Genomic DNA, 19,037 nt, shown 5'->3' with positions numbered 1-19,037 from the left:
GATACTGGGTTGCGGCATTGCCATCGGCATCGGAATAATTGACCCAGCTCGATACCTGCGCCCACGTATTCGCGTTCGCACTGTGATCGTTGATCGTCGCCACCGGCGCCGTGTTCGGGATTGTGGTGAATACGAAGCTGTCCCAGGCGCTCCAACGGATGCCATCGAAGGCCCGGACGAACATGGTTTCCGAGCCACCGGCCGTCCCGCCCCTTATCCAGACGTTTGCAAGATCGGAGGCAGCGACGGTAATTTCGGTTTCTGCATTGTTATGATAATTGTTGGGCGTCCAGATATAGGCGCTGTTGGCACCGCTGCCGCCATCCCAGAACTGATACCGGGTTGCGGCATTGCCATCGGCATCGGAATAATTGACCCAGCTCGATACCTGCGCCCACGCATTCACGGACACACTGTGATCGTTGATCGTCGCCACCGGCGCCTGATTAGGAAAATTCGAGCTTGCAAACGTGCCGTCTGCAAAACCGAAATATTCGATCCCACTCGCGGTCTCCGTGCCATCCGGCGTGCCACTGCGCTGATCCGCCAATGTATAAACCTGCGTCGTAGCGTTGTAGCTGATCAGATAATCGCTTGAGTTGCCTGAAAATATCGCCGTGTCAGTCCCGGCCCCGCCGATCAGCGCGTCGTTTCCACCGCCGCCAATCAGCGTATCGTTTCCACCGCCACCCGTCAGGGTATTCGCGATCACATTGCCGGTGAGAGAATCGTTACCCGAGCCGCCGATGGCGTTGTCGATATAGGACCGCGCATCATTGTTGTACAAATAGGCGTTGAAGATATTGCCCTGCGCGTAGTGCCCGTTTCCGAGATAGGCAATTTGCGTCGATGAGGTGATCGAGGACGCGCCGGGATTGAGATTGATCGTCACCCCGGTCCCGTAGTTTGACAGGTCGTAGGTATCGATGCCGTTGCCGTCCCACACCGTCTCGAACACGCGATTGGCCGAGCCGCCGACGCCATTGCCGGGCGCCAGCTGCGCGACCCCATTGATGTACTGCTGTCCGGTCGTCGCGTTCCAGGAGTAGACGGTGTTTCCGCTATTGGTCGAATAGTTGGCGCCATACATCGTCTGCAGGGCGAGAATATCGTTCGCCATGTAGGTTTGCGCGTAGCCGTAGGATTCGGCGGTGTAGCCCGTCAGCGGCGCGCCGACGTAGCTGCGGTAGCTCATGACCGTGAACTCGGAAGAGTCATGCGCGGTCGGCACCGCGACATTGGCGACGCCGCCGGTCTCCTGGCTGTGCTTGAGGCCGAGCGAGTGTCCCAGCTCGTGCAGTGCCGTCGCGAAATAATAGTTGCCCAGCTTGGCCTGCGCATAGGGGTAAGCGGTGCCGAACCAGATGTCGCCGCCGGCCGGCACGTTGGCCGGATAATAGGCGTAGGAGGTCGGATTGGCTTCCGGGGATTGCGCCACCATGATGTCGGCGCTGCCGTTTCCGGCATACTGGACCGTGATGTTGGTATAGCTCGAGATCAGTGCAAACGCGTAGACAATGGCTTGCTGCATCGCCGAGGGGGCGATGCCGAACCCTGACGCCGTCGGCTCACCGTAGCCGTAATAGTTGGCCGGGTAGTCGCTGGGCGAATCCGGAAAGCTGTAGGTGATCGTGCCGGTCCATCTGGTGCCGCTGAGCAGACCATCGATCTCGGCATTGTTCGTTCGGGACGTATTTGTCGCAGTGGCCAACGCAGCTCTCCAGGCACTTCGCAAAACCTGATTCGGGACTGCTTCGATTCGTAAACCACAAGTCGATACGCTTGCCTTAACCTTTGGCGAAAAATTGTTGGAGAGCGGCAATACTACATTAACACAGGGTCAGTTCCCTAGCGGGAACGTCCGACATCCGGGATCGGAAGAGGTACCCCGTATTTTTGCGGACAACTTGTCGTGACGCCAAGGTTCCGTTGCCGAGGGCGGTGGCTTCGTCCGGCAGGGATGGCGATCAGCTCCGCCCCATCGCCTGCAGGCCCTTGAAGGTCAGGCGCTTGGGGTCCGTGACGCCGGCCAGATAGAGCCTGCGGATAAAGGCAACGACCGCGTCGCGGTCGCAATCGGTCAATGCAACCACGGCATCGACGGCAATTCGCTGGGCATCCATGGGCTTCCTCGTGCTGTCAGTTAGCCTCAAGCCAGACAGCGTAGGCGGCACCGGTTAATCCGGTGTTAACCGTTGGGCAGGCTGAACGATTCGCGCGGGCCCGCGTATACGCGAAATTACGCAGAAGGCTTTCCGGCTGGCGCCACGGACAGCCCGCGGCGAGGCCGTCACGAATACTGCATCACCCCGTCGTCGATCTTGCCGTAGCGCAGCGTGACGATGTCGAGGGCGTAGTTCTGGTAGAGCCGCCACGGCCGCTTCGAGCCCTGCTTGGGCATCTGCGCGATCGCGCGCTGCACGTAGCCGGAGGAGAAATCCAGCGACGGCAGTTCCGATACCGACGGATCGAGGTTGTGCGGCACGCATTGCTTGTAGCCGTGCCGGTCCATGTAGTTGATCAGGCGGCAGACATATTCGCAGGTGAGATCGCATTTCAGCGTCCACGACGCGTTGGTGTAGCCGAACGCCGAGGCCATGTTCGGCACGTCCGAATACATCATGCCCTTGTAGTTCAGCGTCCGCGCGAAATCGACTTTCCTGCCGTCGACGCTGACTTCGAGACCGCCGAGCACCTGCAGGTTAAGCCCGGTCGCGGTGACGATGATATCGGCTTCGAGTTCGCTGCCGTCCTTCAGCTTGATGCCGCTTTTGGTGAGGGTGTCGATGTGATTGGTGACGACGGAGGCGCGCTTGTCCCTGATTGCCTTGAACAGGTCGCCGTCCGGCACCAGGCACAGCCGCTGCTCCCAGGGATTGTAGCGCGGCGTGAAATGCGTGCCGATGTCGTAGTCGGGACCGAGCGCCATTTTGACGCCGCCGAGGATCAGCGCTTTGGCGCGGTCGGGCTTGCGCCGGCAGAGCTGGAAGAAATACATGCCGAACAGCACGTTGCGCCAGCGGATCATGTGATAGGCGAGTTTTGCGGACAGGTTGCGCCGCAGCTTGTTGGCGAGCGCGTCTTCCGCGGGCCGCGCCACCACATAAGTCGGCGAGCGCTGCAGCATGGTGACGTGCGACGCGGTCCTGGCCATCTCCGGCACCAGCGTTACCGCTGTCGCGCCGGAGCCGATCACCACGACGCGCTTGCCGGCATAGTCGATGTCTTCGGGCCATTTCTGCGGATGCACGATGCGGCCGGCAAAATCCGCTGTGCCGGCAAACTCCGGCGTGTACCCTTCCTCGTATTTGTAATAGCCCGAGCACATGAACAGGAAATTGCAGGTGAAGCGCACGGTCTCGGGTCCACCCTCGCCCACCTTGCGTTCGGCCTCCACGGTCCAGCGCGCATCCTGCGACGACCACGACGCGCGTTTGACGCTGTGGTTGAAGCGGATATTCCTGTCGATACCGTTCTCGAACGCGGTCTGCCGCACATAGTTGAGAATGTTCGGCCCGTCGGCGATCGCCTTCGGCTCGGTCCACGGCTTGAACGAATAGCCGAGCGTGAACATGTCGCTGTCGGAGCGGACGCCGGGATAGCGAAACAGATCCCAGGTGCCGCCGATGCAGTCGCGGCCCTCGAGAATGGCGTAGCTCTTGCCGGGGCATTTCTGCTGCAGGTGATATCCCGCGCCGATGCCGGACAGACCGGCGCCGACGATGAGGACGTCGAAATGCTCTGATGTATCCGTCATCACGCTCTCCCTGCCCACAGGTATGGGCAGGGCCGCGCCCAATTGCAACCGGCTTCAGGTGGCCGCGACGACGACGGCGGCAGAGTCGAAATACTCATAGAACTCGACCGCTTTGCCATCCTTGAAGCGCCAAAAATCCACCTTCGGTGTCTCCACGGCCTTGCCGGTCTTCTTGTTGGTCCACGCCGTCGAGCCACGGGCGCAAACAGCCTCACCCTGTGCGACGTATTCGTCGATTGTGTAGTGTATCATCGCCCAGTCGGCCAGGAGCCCGTCGAAGTAAGTCCGCAACCCCTCGCGGCCATCGTAATGCGTCGCGAATTGAAGCGGTGCCGCGCCCCGCGGCACCGACCCCCAGCTGATCTTTGGATCGGCGATGCTCAGGAACTGCTCGACGCTACCACCGCGCGTTTCGTGCCATTGGTGATAGACTTCTTTGAGGATTGCGACATTTGCTGCTTCGTTCGACATGACTTTCCCTCCGCAATGTTTTCGCGTCTGAAAGTGAAGTCTGGAAAGTGTGCCGCCCGCTTCAATAGTGGCGGGCTTGTCGTTCTTCCACCTCAGATCGTATCAGGGTTGTGCCATGAAAAAAGCCCCGGATCGCTCCGGGGCTTTTTTGTCGCGCATGCGGTTGGCTCAATACCTATAGTGATCCGCCTTGAACGGGCCTTCCGGCTTGACGCCGATATACTCGGCCTGGTCGGGGCGCAGTTCGGTCAGCTTGACGCCGATCTTGGCGAGATGCAGCCGCGCCACCTTCTCGTCCAGCGACTTCGGCAGCACGTAGACTTCCTTCTTGTACTTGCCGTCCTTGTTGTTGGCGAACAGTTCGATCTGCGCCAGCGTCTGGTTGGTGAACGAAGCCGACATCACGAAGCTCGGATGGCCCATGGCGTTGCCGAGGTTCACCAGGCGGCCTTCCGACAGCAGGATGATACGGTGGTTGTCGGGGAAGGTGATCTCGTCGACCTGCGGCTTGATGTTGTCCCACTTCAGGTTCTTCAGACCCGCGATCTGGATCTCGTTGTCGAAGTGGCCGATGTTGCAGACGATGGCGCGATCCTTCATCGCGCGCATGTGCTCGATGGTGATGATGTCCTTGTTGCCGGTGGCGGTGACGAAGATGTCGGCGCGGGGTGCCGCGTCTTCCATGGTCACGACCTCGTAGCCTTCCATCGCCGCCTGCAGCGCGCAGATCGGATCGACTTCCGACACCATCACGCGGCAGCCGGCCTGGCGCAATGACGCGGCCGATCCCTTACCGACGTCGCCGAAGCCCGCGACCATCGCAATCTTGCCCGACATCATGACGTCGGTGCCGCGGCGGATGCCGTCGACCAGCGATTCACGGCAGCCATAGAGGTTGTCGAACTTCGATTTGGTCACGCTGTCGTTGACGTTGATCGCCGGCCACAACAGCGTACCGGCCTTCTGCATGTCATAGAGGCGATGCACGCCCGTGGTGGTCTCTTCGGAAACGCCCTTGATGCTCTTGGCAATCTCGGCGAAATAGCCCTTCGGCTTTTCCTTGAGCTGCTTCTTCAGCAGCGCGAAGAAGACTTCCTCTTCTTCCGAACCCGGCTTGTCCAGGAACTTGGTGTCGCCGTTCTCGGCGCGCAGACCAAGATGGACGTACATGGTGGCGTCGCCGCCGTCGTCAAGGATCATGTTCGGGTGACCGCCACCGTGCCAGTCGAACAGCTTGGCGGTGTAATCCCAGTATTCGGTGAGGCTCTCGCCCTTGACGGCAAACACCGGAATGCCGGCGGCTGCGATCGCCGCCGCCGCGTGATCTTGCGTCGAATAGATGTTGCAGGAGACCCAGCGGATGTCGGCGCCGAGTGCGGCCAGCGTCTCGATCAGCACGCCGGTCTGGATCGTCATGTGCAGGGAGCCCGCGATGCGCGCGCCCTTCAGTGGCTGCTTCGGGCCGTATTCCTCGCGCGTCGCCATCAGGCCGGGCATTTCGGTCTCGGCCAGCGAGAGTTCCTTGCGGCCGAATTCGGCGAGCGAGATGTCCTTGACGATGTAGTCGGTAAAGGCAGGCTTCTTGGCGGCGGCGGTCATGTGTTGATCCCTTGAAAAAGCTTATTCCGAAAAGCGCGAAAGGCTTTCCGGAATAAGCAGGACGATTACGGAGAAAATCAGAACGCACCCTTCAGCGCGGACACCAGATCGGTTTTTTCCCAGGAGAAGCCGCCATCCTTTTCCGGCGCGCGGCCGAAATGGCCATAGGACGCGGTGCGGCGATAGATCGGCCGGTTCAGTTTCAGCGTACGGCGGATGTTGGTCGGGGTCAGCCGGAACAGTTGCGGCAGCACCTTTTCGAGCTTCTTTTCATCGACCTTGCCGGTGCCGTGGGTTTCCACCAGCAGCGACATCGGATCGGCGACGCCGATCGCATAGGCGACCTGGATGGTGCAGCGATCGGCAAAGCCAGCCGCGACAACGTTCTTGGCGAGGTAGCGCGCGGCATAGGCAGCGGAACGATCGACCTTGGTCGGATCCTTGCCGGAGAAGGCGCCGCCGCCATGCGGCGCGTAGCCGCCATAGGTGTCGACGATGATCTTGCGGCCAGTCAGGCCGCAATCGCCGTCGGGGCCGCCGACCACGAAATTGCCGGTCGGATTGACCAGGAAGTCGGAGGACTTTTGCGGCATCCAGCCCTTCGGCAGTGCCGACTCGACTTCATGCGCGATCATGTCCTTGATCAGGCCGGGCGAATACTTCTTGCCGTTGCGGCTCTTCTCGTTGTGCTGGGTCGACACCACGACCTTGGTGCAGCCGACCGCTTTGCCTTCGACATATTTCACCGTGACCTGGCTCTTGGCGTCGGGCTGCAGGTCGAACAGCTGACCGCTGCGGCGCTTGTCGGACAGCACTTTCAGGATGCGGTGCGCGAAGAAAATCGGCGCGGGCATGAAGCTGCCCTTTTCGTAGATTTCGCTCTCGTTGCAGGCATAGCCGAACATCATGCCCTGGTCGCCGGCGCCTTCTTCTTCGCCGCTCTTCTTTTTCTTGGCATCGACGCCCATCGCAATATCGGGCGACTGGCCATGCAGCAGCACTTCGATATCGGCGCCGTGATAGGAGAAGCCGTTCTGGTCGTAGCCGATGTCCTTGACTACGCCGCGGGCGATCTCGGAGATCAGTTCGCGATCTACCACCGAGACGCCGTGAATGTCGCGGAACAACTGGCCACGGCCCTCGCCCGCAATCACGATCTTGTTGGTCGTGCAGAGTGTCTCGCAGCCGAGACGGGTATTTACCGCACTGTCGTCGGCAATACCTAGCTTGACGTCCTTCTCGAGGAAGGCATCGAGAATGGCGTCGGAGATTTGATCCGAAACCTTGTCCGGATGGCCTTCGGAAACCGACTCGCTGGTGAAAAGATAAGACGCGCGCATCAACAACCCCTTGTTTCCGCCTGCTGTCGGCGGGCTCTCTTTGTCATTTATCCCGGAATGTCAGTCGCGACGGCGCGAAATGACGTAGGATTCGTCGTAAAACCAAAGCCCATTATGCTTGCGCAGAACCTCTCTGGTGGCATCGAGGGTTCGGCCGTTTTCGGTCATTTCCGTCAACCGTTCGTCTTCGATCTGGGCGACATACACCGCCGCATTCCACGCTGCAAAGGCCGTCGAGGTTCCGATCGAGCCGGTGACCTCGTTGGGCAGCGCTTCCATATCATAACGGAAGATGGAACGGTTATCGGCGTAAGCATTAAAATTGAGGTCGCGCCCGGCTGACCCCAGCTCATATTTCACCGTGCGCAATAGCTCATGACGGCTCACCGCGAAAGGATTTTCTCCGGGCCACACCGCCTGGATGATTTCCAGCCCCGGATCCTGCCCATGGGAGTGAATTCCAATCAACCGGCCGCCGGCCCGCAGCGCCCGCGCCAGCGGCGCGATGATCCGCTTGGCGCGGAAATTCACAGAGGATTTGGCCCGGTATGGCTGGGATGCGATGACGAGATCGAAATTGGCCTCGGTTCGGCCCGCCCGGGGGATGATCGAATCAAGCAGGAACCGGTGGTCCTCCCGGTAAACCACCAGCGCCACCGGCCGTTCATAGATCGGCATGCCCGATGTGGGGCTGACATTGGCCCGCCAGTTCTGCTCAAGAAATGGGCCCAGTGCGGCGATCTGGGTCTCGAACTCGCCCGACGAGGCCCCCTGCAAGGCCACCTCATGCCAGATCATGCCTGCGGCCGCCGCGGGCGAAGCCGGCGTCAGCCAGGGCGCCTCGGCGTAGTACATGTTGGTGAGCACAAAAACGGTCGCGGGATGTTCGAACAGCCGGTCCGGAACCTTGTCGAGCGTCAGGCGGACGTCCTCCAGGCTGAGCTCCTTGCCGGCGATATAGAACGGCATATGGGGGAAGCGGCCGTGCATCGAGCGCATCACCCGCGCCAGCACCGTGCCGTCGCCGACGCCGGCATCGAACACGCGTAGCGCCGGCGGCCGCGGATGCAGGCTCGACAGCTCGAGCGCCACCCGGTCGGCGATTATCCGCTTTTCGCTGCAGGTATGGACGAACAGCAGGTATTTCTGCCGGTTCTCGAAGAAGCGGAAATTGCCCCTGGGGTCACGCTTCTCGGGCGGCACTTCGATCCCGCGCGGCGGCGGCAGCCCGCCCGGCGTCGAGGCGGCGATATAGGCCTGGATCCGGTCCAGCGTGTCGATGGTAATGCGCTTGCCCTCGCGCAGGCGATGCACCAGCTTGCCGTCATTGACGGCCCGGCGGCCAAACGTCGTCTCCGCCATATCGGCCTGGCGGCAGAAATCCGATATCTGGCTGAGAATCTTGTCGTTTTTCATCGGGTGGCGGTTTTGGGACGGAACGGTGGGCAACGGCGGGTGACCGGGACGTCCTACCACCATCTGCCCACTGGGGAAAGGCCTGTTTCCCGGCCCGGCCGGCATGAACCGCCATCCCGGATTTCGCCACCAAGACAAGGACGCAACCCCTTGATGGTAAGGACCAATTGATGCGCCGCGCGATCCTGATGCTGAGCTTGCTCGCCGCCGCCCTGTGGTCGGCGCCCTCCCTCGCCCAGTCCCGCAAACAACTCGGGCCGCTCTGCACCACCGACACCACGCCGGCCGATCAGATGATCGATGCCTGCAACAAGATCATCGCGCTGAAGGTGTTTTCCGGCGAGAAGCTCGCGGGCATCTATTTCTGGCGCGCGGTCGGCTGGAACAAGAAGGGCGACTACGTCAAGGTCATCGCCGACGCCAGCGAGGCGCTCAGGCTCAAGCCTGACATCGCGATCTACAATCTGCGCGGCTCGGCCTATTACGACAAAGGCGAATACGACATCGCGATATCGGACTTCAACGACGCGCTGCGGCTGGGGCCGCCGAGCGGCATCCTGTTTCACAACCGCGGCAACGCGTGGCGCGGCAAGGGCGAGTACGCCAAGGCGATCGCCGACTATGACGCATCGATCAACGCCGGACGGAAATCTCCGTTCTCCTACCAGAACCGCGGCATCTCGAAACAGGCGCTCGGCGATCTCGACGGCGCGATGGCCGACATCAACGAAGCGATCCGGCTCGACGCGGCGCTGCCGCAGCCGCTGATCCACCGCGCCGTGCTTTGGCGCGCCAAGGGCGACTTCGAACGTGCCATTGCCGACGGCACCGAGGCGATCCGCCTCGCCAAGGCGAAGGCGCCGGTCAACATCATGACGCCGCCCGGCAGCGTGCTGATCTCGGCCTACAGCCAGCGCGGCCTCGCCTATGAAGCAAAGGGCGATTTCACCAGCGCGAAGCAGGACTACGCCGCAACCCTCGAAGGCAAGGCGTCGGATGCCGGCAGCAAATCCAATCAGGCCACCGCGAAGGTTCGGCTATCGCTGCTCACGGACCCAACGGCGCCGGCGCCGAGAGATGCGACATCAAACACGACAACCAACACGACGCCGGCGCCGGCCGGCGCGGCCACCCCTGCCCCGCTTCCCGCCCCGCTCCAGGGCACCACCCGGCGCGTCGCGCTCGTGATCGGCAACGGCGCCTATACGCACGTCACGCCGCTGCCGAACCCGGTCAACGACGCCCGCTCGATCGCCAGGAGCCTGCGTGACATCGGCTTCGTGGTGAACGAAGGCATCGATCTCGATCGCGTGGCGATGCAGTCGACGATCCGCAACTTCCTGCGCGATGCGGCACGGGCGCAGGTGGCGGTGGTCTACTACGCCGGTCATGGCGTGCAGGTCGAGGGCCGCAACTACCTGGTGCCGATCGACGTGGCGCTGCAAGCCGGCGGCCGCATGACTGATACGATGGTGGAAATGGATACGATCATGGCCGGTCTTGACGATCAGGTGCGCACCAACATCCTGATCATGGACGCCTGCCGCAACAACCCCATGACTCCCCCCGTGGCGACGACGCAAGTGGCTTCCGCGGGCGCCAATCGCGGCATCCAGGCCGGACCCGGTCTCGCCGCGCCGGCCAGCCTTGGCGCCGGCTCGACGCTGGGCGCGGGAACGCTGATCGCCTATGCAACCGCGCCCGGACAGGTGGCGCTCGACGGCGAAGGCGTCAACAGCCCTTTCTCGGCAGCCCTGTCGCGCCACATCGGCACGCCCGGGCTCGAAGTGCAGCAGATGCTGACGCGAGTCCGCGCCGAAGTCGTCGCCGCAACCAAGGCCAAACAGGTGCCGTGGTCGAATTCATCGCTGCTCGGCGAGGTCTATCTGACGGGGAAGTGAGCACGCCGCTCTCGCCCCGTCATTGCGAGCGAAGCGAAGCAATCCATCTCGCGGCATAGCGGATGGATGGATTGCTTCATGCGCAAACGCTTCGCGTTTGTCGCAGGCAATGACGTAGAAAGTTACTTCTTACTCCTCCACCCGCTGTGCAACGAAGACGCCGTTCGGCTGATGGAAGATCACCTCGTCGATAACAGCCTCGCCGCGGAACTCGACGACAAAACCTTCCAGCTCGACGATGCGAAACCTTCTGCCCTGCTCGGGCGCGAGGCGATAGGCCGGCTGGTAGTCGGGCTTCAGCATCAGACGGCCTTCGCTATCCAGCGTGACGCGATGCGTGATCGAACCGCCCTTGAAGTGGCCGACGCATCGGGCGCGGAACGCAGGATCGGTGCAGTCGCCGGCCGCAAGCCGTGCAAAGACGATATCCTTCACCATTGGCTCCAGCGGCGCCGACAGGCTGACGATGTTGCCGTCGCGGTCGGTCAGGAAGGTGATGGCAAGCCGGTCCGGCTGCAGGCGGTGCGGCTCCTCGGGCAATTCGAACGTCTCGTAATGACGGTGCGTCAGGGGCGCGGACATCCCGCGCCACGCCCAGTGCAGCGCACCGTTCTGTGCTTTCACCGACATCACGCCATAGGCCGGATGCGCGTACTCGCCGGCATAGGCCGCGAGGTCGTGCGCCGGGCGCGTATCCTTGTGACGCGCCTTTTCCCGCGCGTCCTTGTCGACCTGCATGTGGGCGATGAATTCATCGCGCTGCTTGAGGAAGCGTGCACGCCATTCGACCGGCGCGCGGCCACGCAGCCGGTCGAGGATGTACCAGGTCAGCGTTGACGGCACTTCGCTCGGGCTGCGGTTGGTCAGGACGGCAATTCCGATGCCCAGGTCCGGCATCAGCGTCATCAGCGATCCCCAGCCGACCCAGCCGCCGCCGTGAAACACCATCCGGTCGCCGCGATAGTAGTTGGTCTGGAAGCCAAGGCCATAGAGCGCCTGACCGAACTCGGCGAGGTTGGGCGCCGAGATGAAGGCACGCGACGCATGCAGTTCACCGATCAGCGCTGCCGGCAGCAGCCGTTCGCCGTCGAATTCACCTTTGTCCAGATGCAGCCGCATCCAGTTCGCAAGACCGGTGACCGACGTGTTGATCGCACCGGCCGCAATGGTGCGGATCGGCAGGCGCATCGCCGGCAGCCGTGTATCCTCGTGCATCATGTACGGCCGCGCCGCTTCACCTGCGGCTTCAAGGTCGTCGAGGTTGAAGCTGACGGTCATGCCGAGCCGGTCGGTCAGCCGGGTCCGGATGAACGCCTCGAAACTCTGTCCGCTGATGCGCTCGATCAAGAGACCCGCAACGTTGTAGCAGAGGTTGTTGTATTGCCAGGTGGTGCGGATATCGCGGCTCAATTCGAGATGCCGCATCAGGCCGAGCATTTCGGCGGGCGCCCGGTCGCCTGCCATATGCACCCAGTCATGGCGCGGCAGCCCCGACTGATGGCTCAGCAGGTCGCGCACCGTGACCCGCTCGGTCGCGACCGGATCGCTCAGGCGAAACTCGGGCATGTAGTCGCGCACCGGCTTGGTCCAGTCGAGCCGCCCCTCATGGTGCAACAGCGCGATCGCGGTCGCGGTGAATGATTTGGTGATCGAGCAGATCACGAACTGCGTCGCCGGCGTTACAGGCAGATTTGCCTCGACATCGCGCTGACCATAGGCCCGCGTCAGCGCCACCTTGCCGTCCTGCACCACGGCAAGCGCGACCCCCGGCACCTTCCAGTCGGCCATCACTTCGGCGGCAAGACGATCGAGATCGGAGGCGAACGAGGAAACCGGCGTGGTTGGCGCCTCGGCGGATGCGTGGGACATGCAGCTTCTCGGCTCGAACAGCAGCTAGCGCATATCCCGGATCAGGCTGCACCACGCGGCAAGGTTGCGTTGCGGATTGTAGCTCGTGGCGAGCCGCTCGCGAAGCCTGCCTGACGGAGAAGTGAAGACGCTTCGCTCGGCGCGGTTCGCCCTTCCGGCCCTCGAAAGAATGTAGTTGCACCGGCTAGCGCCGGAGCAGCTTCTCCGCCTCTTCGATTTCGGGGAGATCCTGCGCGGTGTCGAAGTCAACAAGGAGTGGCCCGAGCAGTTCGGATACGGGCGCCGCTCGACCATTCCTGATGTAGAAGCGCGCCAGGCCAAGCGCGCTGCGCAATTCGAAAGTCTTGGTCTGCTGGCGGCGGGCGATTTCAAGGGCCCTGTTGAAGGCATCTTCGACCATGGAAGCGTTCGGCGGGTCGCAACGGAGCAGCAGCTCTCCCCGGGCACGATGCAGTTCGGCATCGAGCCAATGCTGGCCGGATTGTTCCGTCCAGCCGATCAACGCGCGCACAATTTCCAGCCCGGTTTCGAGCTGCCCGGCTTCTGCGTTCGCCAGGGCAACATGCATCCCCCAGAACGGCTCACAAAGGTAGCAATCATTTTCATGCAGCAAGGTCCAGCCGCGGCGCATTTCGCTCAGTCCCTCCACCTGCTCGCCGGCGCGCCACTTTGCAAGGCCGTTCAGGTAGGTCCCGGCGGCCACATACAACGGCATCGTATGTTCGCGGGCGAGAGCGAGGGCAAGGATGGTCTCCGTCTGCTGCAACATGCCCCGGCATAGTCCGTCGAAGACGGCCTTGTGAACCAGCGCATTGGCCTGCGACAGCGCCCGCTTTTCGCCCGGGACACTCACCGCTGCCGCGGCGAGCCGGCGCGCTCGATCAATCTTTCCGATCGGCCAGAGCACCAGGGCGAGAAACCTCATGATGACGAACGGCAGGTCCAGCGTCGACGCCCTGAAGGTCTCGGGATTCGGCTCGGCGCCGTAGATCGCCAGGGCCCGCTCAAGATGCACTTTCGCATTGAGGTAATCGCCGCCGAACCAGCAAGTCACCCCGCTGGTGCAATGGGCGAGGACTGCCGCCACCGGCGATTCCGGTCGCCGGTCGGCGGCGCTGACGATTGCATCCACCAACTCCCGCATCGGCGCGATCTCGCCGTGAGTGAGGCAGGCATTGAACAGGCCCGAATGGATCGGCGCCAGTTCGACCGGATCATTGATGTCAGCTGCGAACTGCCGGGCGCGCGTCCATGCCGCCACCGTTTCGGGCGCGCTGTGCCCAAGGCTTCCGCGCAGCGCGCGGCTATAGGCAATCTGGAGATCGAGCCGGCTCATGATGCGGCCCGGCGCGTCGGGCACCCCATCGGCGATCGCGACGGCCTTGCCGAGATGGGCGACCGCCTCGGAATACGCCGAGCGTTTCAGCGCCTGCTGGCCGGCCTTGCGCCACCACCCGAGGGCCACCTCGCCGAGCCCCGCTTCAGTGAAGTGATAAGCCAAGACTTCCGGCTCGGTTTCGGCGATCACCGGAAAGCTGTCGCGCAGGACATCGCCAATATGCTTGTGGAGCTGCAGCCGCCGGCTCTTGAGCAGGCTCTCGTAAGCCGCTTCCTGAACCAGCGCATGCTTGAAGCTGTAGCGTGCTTCCGGCGGCGTGCCACGCCGCATCAGCAGCTCGGCCTGCTCGAGCTGCGCCAGCGCGGCGCTCAATGTCAGATCATCGCGCCCCGCCACACATCGCAGCAGCGTATACGAGAAGTCGCGGCCAATGGCAGCGCCGATCTGCGCCACCTCCTTGACCGGCGCCAGCCGGTCGAGCCGGGCCATCAGCGAGTCCTGCAGCGTCGCGGGAATGGCGAGCGGCGGGAGCGGACTATCGAGCCGATAGCGCCCGGCATCTTCCACCAGCAGTCCGGACTCCAGCACCATCTTGGTCAGTTCCTCGACGAACAGCGGGATACCATCCGTCCTCTCGATGATCTGCGTCATCATTTCGCCTGGCAGCTGCCGGCCGACGGTCACCTGCTCGACCAGCGCGCGCGTTTCCCGCCGGTCGAGCCGATCGAGCCGCGACAGGCTGACGTTGGGAAGCCCCACCCAGGGCGGCTCGAACTCGGGCCGAAAGGTCATCAGCACGAGTATCGGCAATGCCCTGATCCGGTCGACCGTGAGATCGATCAGCTCAAGCGTGGTGGCGTCGGCCCAGTGCATGTCCTCGCAGACAACCAGCACAGGCTGCTGCCGTGCCAAACCCTCGAGCTGATCGAGCAAGGCGACGAATGTCTGTCGCCGCTGCTGCACTGGATTCAGGCCGAGCGGCGGATAGCGCTCGCCGGTGGCGATCGAAAGCAGAGCGGCGATGAGCGGCGTCGCCTTGGCCACCTGCTGCGTTCCGAGCGCGAGCATTGCCTCGAGCTTGTCGAGCTTTTGCTCCTGCGTGTCCTGCGACCTGATGCCGGCAGCGCGCTCGAGTTGAGCGACAAAGGGATGCAGCGCGCTGTTGGTATGGTAGGGCGAGCACTGATAGCGCACCCGGCGGTGCGCCCCCAACGCAGGATTCTCCAACAGCGTCGCGACAATGCGCGACTTGCCGATCCCGGCCTCGCCGGAAATCAGGACCACCTGGCCCTGGCCCTGCCACGCCAGCTGCTGGCGCGAGAGCGCGAATTCGATCTCTGCCTTGCGGCCGACAAAGCCGATCGAGCGCACGGTTCGCACCGCCTCGAAGCGACTCTCCGATGCGGCTCCGCCTTCGACCGCCCAGACCGCGATGGGCTCGTCGATGCCCTTGACCTCGCGGCGGCCGAGGCTGCGAAACGTGAACAGGTCGCCAAGCAGTTGGCGCGTCGAATCCGCAACGACAACGGCCCCCGGCTCCGCCAAGCCCTGCAGCCGGGCGGCGACGTTCGGTGTATCGCCGACCATCGCCTGCTGCTCTGACGTGCCTCCGCTGATGAGGTCGCCGACCACAACAAGTCCGGTCGCGATCGCGATCCGCACCTCTACCCGCTGTATCGCGCGCGTCTCCAGCGGCCCTATTGCGGCGGTGATGTCGAGCCCCGCCCGCACGGCGCGCTCCGCGTCATCCTCGTGTGCAACGGGATAGCCAAAATAAGCAAGTATTCCATCGCCGACGAACCTGGCGATAATGCCGTCGTAAGTGGCAATGACCCTCGCGCAGGCGGCCCGATAGGTGCGGATCACCTCCCACATGTCCTCGGGATCGAGGCGCGCCGAAAGCGCCGTCGAACCGACCAGGTCGCAGAACATGACGGTGAGATGGCGTCGTTCGGCATTGCGCCGGATCGCCGGCTCGGCGACCAGTTCGGCTTGATTGAGTTCGGCAATCGCGCGCAACATTTTGCGACGATGACCGATCAGGACTCCCAATCTGTCGTAGTCCTGATCCGTCAGGTCGGGAAGCACACCAAGATCAATGCCGTTCTCGGCAAAACGCAGCGCGTATTGCCCAAGCCCCAGCTTCTCGAGCCAGTCCGCAATCTGCTGCATTGGCACCACCCACGCTCTGGTTGGCGGCCTGCCTAATATTGGAACCACGGTAACGAAAAAATTATTGCATATTTTTCCCGGTCGTCGCACGCCCTGTTTGCCGCATATCTGCAGTGCCCGGCTTTCGATTTTTCCGGAGGCCGCGCGGTCGAAATGTCCGCTACTCAAGAGAGCAATGGCTGGATGCAAAACGGCAGGATTGCTGGACGCCCCGCTCGACGGCAAGACCGAACCCACTCGCAACGTTGAAAGAATTCGAACTGATATGCACTCTGCGCCAGATTGAGCCGATCGATGAGTCGGCGATATCTGACCCGCCGAAACCTGCGCTGCATCAACCGTCGGCCAACGAATAGTCAGGTACTACGTTACTCCGAACACGTTTGTTTGAACCTTGTCTCCCGGAACATGACGAAGGGAGCATGCCGTGGCGATGTGAAGGGGTTCACACCGACGCGCGTTAGGCAGTGCTAGAAGCTCGATCGGTCCCAACGGCTGCTGTCATGAGCGACACCAGATTTTTCCGGGGACCCGAGGGCGCTCAATGGCGCCAGCGTGGAAGCGGCGCAAATACGCGCCCGGCAATGTGGCGGCAACCTGCGCGAGCCCAGGCCAAACCCATTCAACAAAACTGCAGGGCATACGGTGTGTTCGGGGATATAGGCGCATAACGCCGTCAAACGCGTTGATGCGGCCGATCGAGATTTCCTCACGCCGGACGATGGCTGCACGAGGCGCGGCCAACATATCGCGTCGTTCCGGCAGGCAACTTTTAGGAAAGGCAGCCCCATGAAAATGGCCAATGCAAATTTCGACAGGTCATCCGGCACCAAGACGGCCGGGTTCGCTCCTGCGGCTCTCATCAAATCGGCGCATCTCATTGAACGAGTAGGACTCGCCGCGATTGGAGGCTCCTGCGGCTTGTACGTCGCCGCAGCATTATTGCGCCGGCTAAACGAACTGCCCTTAAGTGTCGGGATCGTCCTGTTCATGATGCTCTTTGGGGCTTTCAGCTTCTATGTCGGCATCGATCTGCCTCGCCGTTCGGCCCGAAGATCAGCCTCGATCCAACGACGATGGAGCCCGGATACTGTGGTTGAGATCCTGAGCGCGGTCGGAATATTTCTTGCCGCGATTGCGACGTTTGCGTCTGTCGGCATCATCATCCTCGATGAGACCGTGTCTGACGGATCGCTGGCCTTGATCGGAGGCAGCTGGATGACCGGTTCTTCGTTGCAGGTTGCTGCCGGCATCATCGCCCGCAGCTACGGCACGGCCGAGAATGCCGGCAAGTGATTTCCGATTGCCGCTGGAATGCGCAGGCTGGCTGCGACGCAGGCCGACGCGATTGGCTCATAGCTGCCATTTGCAATTCAAGACCGATCAGTCTATATATACGGCTATGACACGCCAATCCGCAATGCAGTTGCCGCGTGGCCGGCCCCGTGGTTTCGACACGGAAGCCGCCGTCGAGCGCGCCATGGGTGTGTTCTGGTCACGCGGCTATCACGGCACGGCGCTTCCAGACCTGCTTCGAGCGACCAAGCTTTCGCGCGGCAGCCTTTATGCCGCCTTCGGGGATAAGCACGCGCTCTTCCTGCGTGCGCTCGATCGCTATATCGCCGACGCTCTGGCGCGGATGGACGTCGAACTCGGTCCACGCCACGCGCCTGTTGATGGCCTGCGGACCTTCCTTGCTGGTTACGTCGAGCGCACGAGCGGCGCCAGCGGTCGGCGCGGATGCCTGCTGGTGGCCACAGCCATGGAATTGGCCGGCCACGACGGGGATGTCGAAGGTCGCATCGGCGGTTTTTTCAAAGCCATGGAGGCCAGGCTCGCCAGCGCACTCGCGCGCGCAAAGGCAGCGGGCGAACTGGCCGCCGGTATTGAGCCTGCAAGTGCCGCGCGGATACTGGTCTGCTTCGTCGAGGGGCTTCGGGTGGTCGGCAAGACGGGACCAGCGCGCACCGCGTCGCAAGCCACTGCCGACGCCCTTCTCGACCGCTTCATCAGGTAGCTCAATCCATGGACACACGCCGCATTACACGCGCCCATATCTGGACCGATTGGTCTAAAAATGAGGATGCCATGTCTGCCATTCAGATCGCCTGCGCGGTGCTGGTGCCTCTCATCTGGGGCTATCAGTTCGTCGCCATCAAAGTAGGCGTGCTGCAGTTTCCGCCACTTTTCTTCCTTGGACTGCGCTTCCTTGCCATAGCGCTGCTGCTCATCCCCTTCGTTGCAAGGCCGACACGGCAAGAGCTCGGCTCAATCGCCGTCATCTCGGTCTTCCTTGGTGGACTGAATTTCGGGTTGTTTTATGTGGGCCTGGGGCTCGGTTCCGGCAGCATGTCTGCCGTCGCCTATCAACTCACGACGCCCTTCACCGTCCTGTTGGCCTGGCCGCTGCTTGCGGAGCGGCCATCGCTGATGACATCCACCGGAGTGTTGGTTGCCTTCGTCGGCGTGGTCGTGCTGGCCGCCGGGCCGGGCCTGTCCGCAAATGCGTTACCGATCCTGCTGGTGGTCGGGGCAGCCTTCGCGTTCGCGGTCGCCAACGTCCTGACCAAGCGCCACGGCCCGTTCGATCCCTTGATGTTGACGGGGTGGTCGTCACTTTTCACGGTACCGCAGGTCATGTTGATGTCGCTGTTCCTTGAACACGGGCAACTGACCACCCTCGTCACGGCGGACGAACGTGGCTGGATGGCGCTCGCCTACACTATTTTCATCGGAGGAATTGTCGGGTTTGGCCTTTGGTTCTGGCTGATCGCCCGTTGCACCATGGCCCGCGTGGCACCATTCGCGCTGCTGCTTCCGGTCTTCGCCCTGCTTTCGAGCGTGTTGTTCCTTGGCGACCGCGTGACCCCGACATTGGCGATCGGGGCACTACTCGCCATCTCGGGCGTCGCCATTACGCAAGTGAGACCGATCGCTCGACCAGATGCGTCGCCCCGCGCGCAATAGCAAACTGGATGCGACGAGTGCGACAAATCAACCCGACGGGCAAATCAATTCTGATTTACGGAATTCGTGTCAAGCCCCGAAATAAAAAATATTTCTGTTTACCAGAAGGCAAATCAGGAGCATATATCTGCCCATCCCGTCCTACTCAGAAGGGCGTCGGCCGTCGTCACGGACGTTGGACGGGTTGCGGTGGACGCTGGTTTACG

14 protein-coding genes are annotated in these 19,037 nt (G+C 62.4%); 5 read left to right on the top strand and 9 right to left on the bottom strand.

Features of this window, described 5'->3' with window-relative positions:
• The 7 genes from JQ611_RS40445 to JQ611_RS40415 form a co-directional block, all read right to left on the bottom strand.
• The coding region (locus tag JQ611_RS40445) for a M10 family metallopeptidase (RefSeq protein WP_212468724.1) at positions 1 to 1,711 on the bottom strand (1,711 nt) is incomplete at its 3' end.
• Positions 1,712 to 1,967: 256 nt separating this feature from the next.
• Positions 1,968 to 2,123: a hypothetical protein gene (locus JQ611_RS40440; RefSeq protein ID WP_211999004.1), complete on the bottom strand. Its 156-nt coding sequence runs from the start codon at positions 2,121 to 2,123 to the stop codon at positions 1,968 to 1,970.
• Between the two features lie 167 nt (positions 2,124 to 2,290).
• Positions 2,291 to 3,757, bottom strand: a complete 1,467-nt coding sequence (locus JQ611_RS40435) for an NAD(P)/FAD-dependent oxidoreductase (RefSeq protein WP_212468723.1) — start codon at positions 3,755 to 3,757, stop codon at positions 2,291 to 2,293.
• 54 nt (positions 3,758 to 3,811) lie between these two features.
• Positions 3,812 to 4,228 carry a nuclear transport factor 2 family protein gene (locus tag JQ611_RS40430; RefSeq protein WP_212392262.1) on the bottom strand — a complete coding sequence of 139 codons (417 nt, stop codon included), beginning with the start codon at positions 4,226 to 4,228 and terminating at the stop codon, positions 3,812 to 3,814.
• 168 nt (positions 4,229 to 4,396) lie between these two features.
• A complete protein-coding gene (gene ahcY, locus JQ611_RS40425) occupies positions 4,397 to 5,827 on the bottom strand; it encodes an adenosylhomocysteinase (protein WP_212392261.1) in 1,431 nt (476 codons plus the stop codon).
• Positions 5,828 to 5,904: 77 nt separating this feature from the next.
• Positions 5,905 to 7,167 carry a methionine adenosyltransferase gene (gene metK / locus JQ611_RS40420; RefSeq protein ID WP_212210133.1) on the bottom strand — a complete coding sequence of 421 codons (1,263 nt, stop codon included), beginning with the start codon at positions 7,165 to 7,167 and terminating at the stop codon, positions 5,905 to 5,907.
• A 60-nt stretch (positions 7,168 to 7,227) separates the two neighbouring features.
• Positions 7,228 to 8,583, bottom strand: coding sequence for a hypothetical protein (locus JQ611_RS40415; protein WP_212268924.1), 1,356 nt, complete (start codon positions 8,581 to 8,583; stop codon positions 7,228 to 7,230).
• Between the two features lie 170 nt (positions 8,584 to 8,753).
• Between JQ611_RS40415 and JQ611_RS40410 the strand changes: the two genes are divergently transcribed.
• Complete coding sequence (locus tag JQ611_RS40410; protein WP_212468722.1) at positions 8,754 to 10,484, top strand: caspase family protein; 1,731 nt, start codon at positions 8,754 to 8,756, stop codon at positions 10,482 to 10,484.
• A 129-nt stretch (positions 10,485 to 10,613) separates the two neighbouring features.
• On the opposite strand, the gene JQ611_RS40405 is transcribed toward JQ611_RS40410, so the two are convergent.
• Together JQ611_RS40405 and JQ611_RS40400 are read right to left on the bottom strand one after the other, a co-directional pair.
• A complete protein-coding gene (locus JQ611_RS40405) occupies positions 10,614 to 12,353 on the bottom strand; it encodes a serine hydrolase (RefSeq protein WP_212468721.1) in 1,740 nt (579 codons plus the stop codon).
• 184 nt (positions 12,354 to 12,537) lie between these two features.
• Positions 12,538 to 15,864, bottom strand: coding sequence for an adenylate/guanylate cyclase domain-containing protein (locus JQ611_RS40400; RefSeq protein WP_212468720.1), 3,327 nt, complete (start codon positions 15,862 to 15,864; stop codon positions 12,538 to 12,540).
• Positions 15,865 to 16,653: 789 nt separating this feature from the next.
• Here JQ611_RS40400 and JQ611_RS40395 point away from each other — a divergent pair.
• The 4 genes from JQ611_RS40395 to JQ611_RS40380 all read left to right on the top strand — a co-directional run.
• Positions 16,654 to 17,160: a hypothetical protein gene (locus JQ611_RS40395; protein ID WP_212268988.1), complete on the top strand. Its 507-nt coding sequence runs from the start codon at positions 16,654 to 16,656 to the stop codon at positions 17,158 to 17,160.
• On the top strand, positions 17,147 to 17,881 hold the full coding sequence (locus JQ611_RS40390) for a TetR/AcrR family transcriptional regulator (RefSeq protein ID WP_409411337.1): 735 nt from the start codon (positions 17,147 to 17,149) through the stop codon (positions 17,879 to 17,881). Before JQ611_RS40395 ends, JQ611_RS40390 begins: the two co-directional genes overlap by 14 nt.
• A gap of 71 nt (positions 17,882 to 17,952) precedes the next feature.
• Entirely contained in the window at positions 17,953 to 18,831 is an 879-nt protein-coding gene (locus JQ611_RS40385) for a DMT family transporter (protein ID WP_212468719.1), read from the top strand.
• A gap of 17 nt (positions 18,832 to 18,848) precedes the next feature.
• Positions 18,849 to 19,037 (top strand): hypothetical protein (locus tag JQ611_RS40380; protein WP_212468718.1); only part of this gene is annotated, 189 nt, incomplete at its 3' end.

This window comes from Bradyrhizobium sp. AUGA SZCCT0182 (genome assembly GCF_018130185.1).
Lineage (GTDB): Bacteria > Pseudomonadota > Alphaproteobacteria > Rhizobiales > Xanthobacteraceae > Bradyrhizobium.
Note: the sequence above shows the minus strand (reverse complement) of the source record. Positions and strands in the feature narration are given on the sequence as shown.

What these genes read in the sequence shown, in the direction of transcription:
- JQ611_RS40400 (WP_212468720.1), bottom strand. Translation starts at nt 15,864, where the DNA reads ATGCAGCAGATTGCGGACTGGCTCGAGAAGCTGGGGCTTGGGCAATAC.
- JQ611_RS40440 (WP_211999004.1), bottom strand. Translation starts at nt 2,123, where the DNA reads ATGGATGCCCAGCGAATTGCCGTCGATGCCGTGGTTGCATTGACCGAT.
- JQ611_RS40395 (WP_212268988.1), top strand. Translation starts at nt 16,654, where the DNA reads ATGAAAATGGCCAATGCAAATTTCGACAGGTCATCCGGCACCAAGACG.
- JQ611_RS40435 (WP_212468723.1), bottom strand. Translation starts at nt 3,757, where the DNA reads ATGACGGATACATCAGAGCATTTCGACGTCCTCATCGTCGGCGCCGGT.
- JQ611_RS40405 (WP_212468721.1), bottom strand. Translation starts at nt 12,353, where the DNA reads ATGTCCCACGCATCCGCCGAGGCGCCAACCACGCCGGTTTCCTCGTTC.
- JQ611_RS40430 (WP_212392262.1), bottom strand. Translation starts at nt 4,228, where the DNA reads ATGTCGAACGAAGCAGCAAATGTCGCAATCCTCAAAGAAGTCTATCAC.
- ahcY (WP_212392261.1), bottom strand. Translation starts at nt 5,827, where the DNA reads ATGACCGCCGCCGCCAAGAAGCCTGCCTTTACCGACTACATCGTCAAG.
- JQ611_RS40390 (WP_409411337.1), top strand. Translation starts at nt 17,147, where the DNA reads ATGCCGGCAAGTGATTTCCGATTGCCGCTGGAATGCGCAGGCTGGCTG.
- JQ611_RS40410 (WP_212468722.1), top strand. Translation starts at nt 8,754, where the DNA reads ATGCGCCGCGCGATCCTGATGCTGAGCTTGCTCGCCGCCGCCCTGTGG.
- JQ611_RS40415 (WP_212268924.1), bottom strand. Translation starts at nt 8,583, where the DNA reads ATGAAAAACGACAAGATTCTCAGCCAGATATCGGATTTCTGCCGCCAG.
- JQ611_RS40385 (WP_212468719.1), top strand. Translation starts at nt 17,953, where the DNA reads ATGTCTGCCATTCAGATCGCCTGCGCGGTGCTGGTGCCTCTCATCTGG.
- metK (WP_212210133.1), bottom strand. Translation starts at nt 7,167, where the DNA reads ATGCGCGCGTCTTATCTTTTCACCAGCGAGTCGGTTTCCGAAGGCCAT.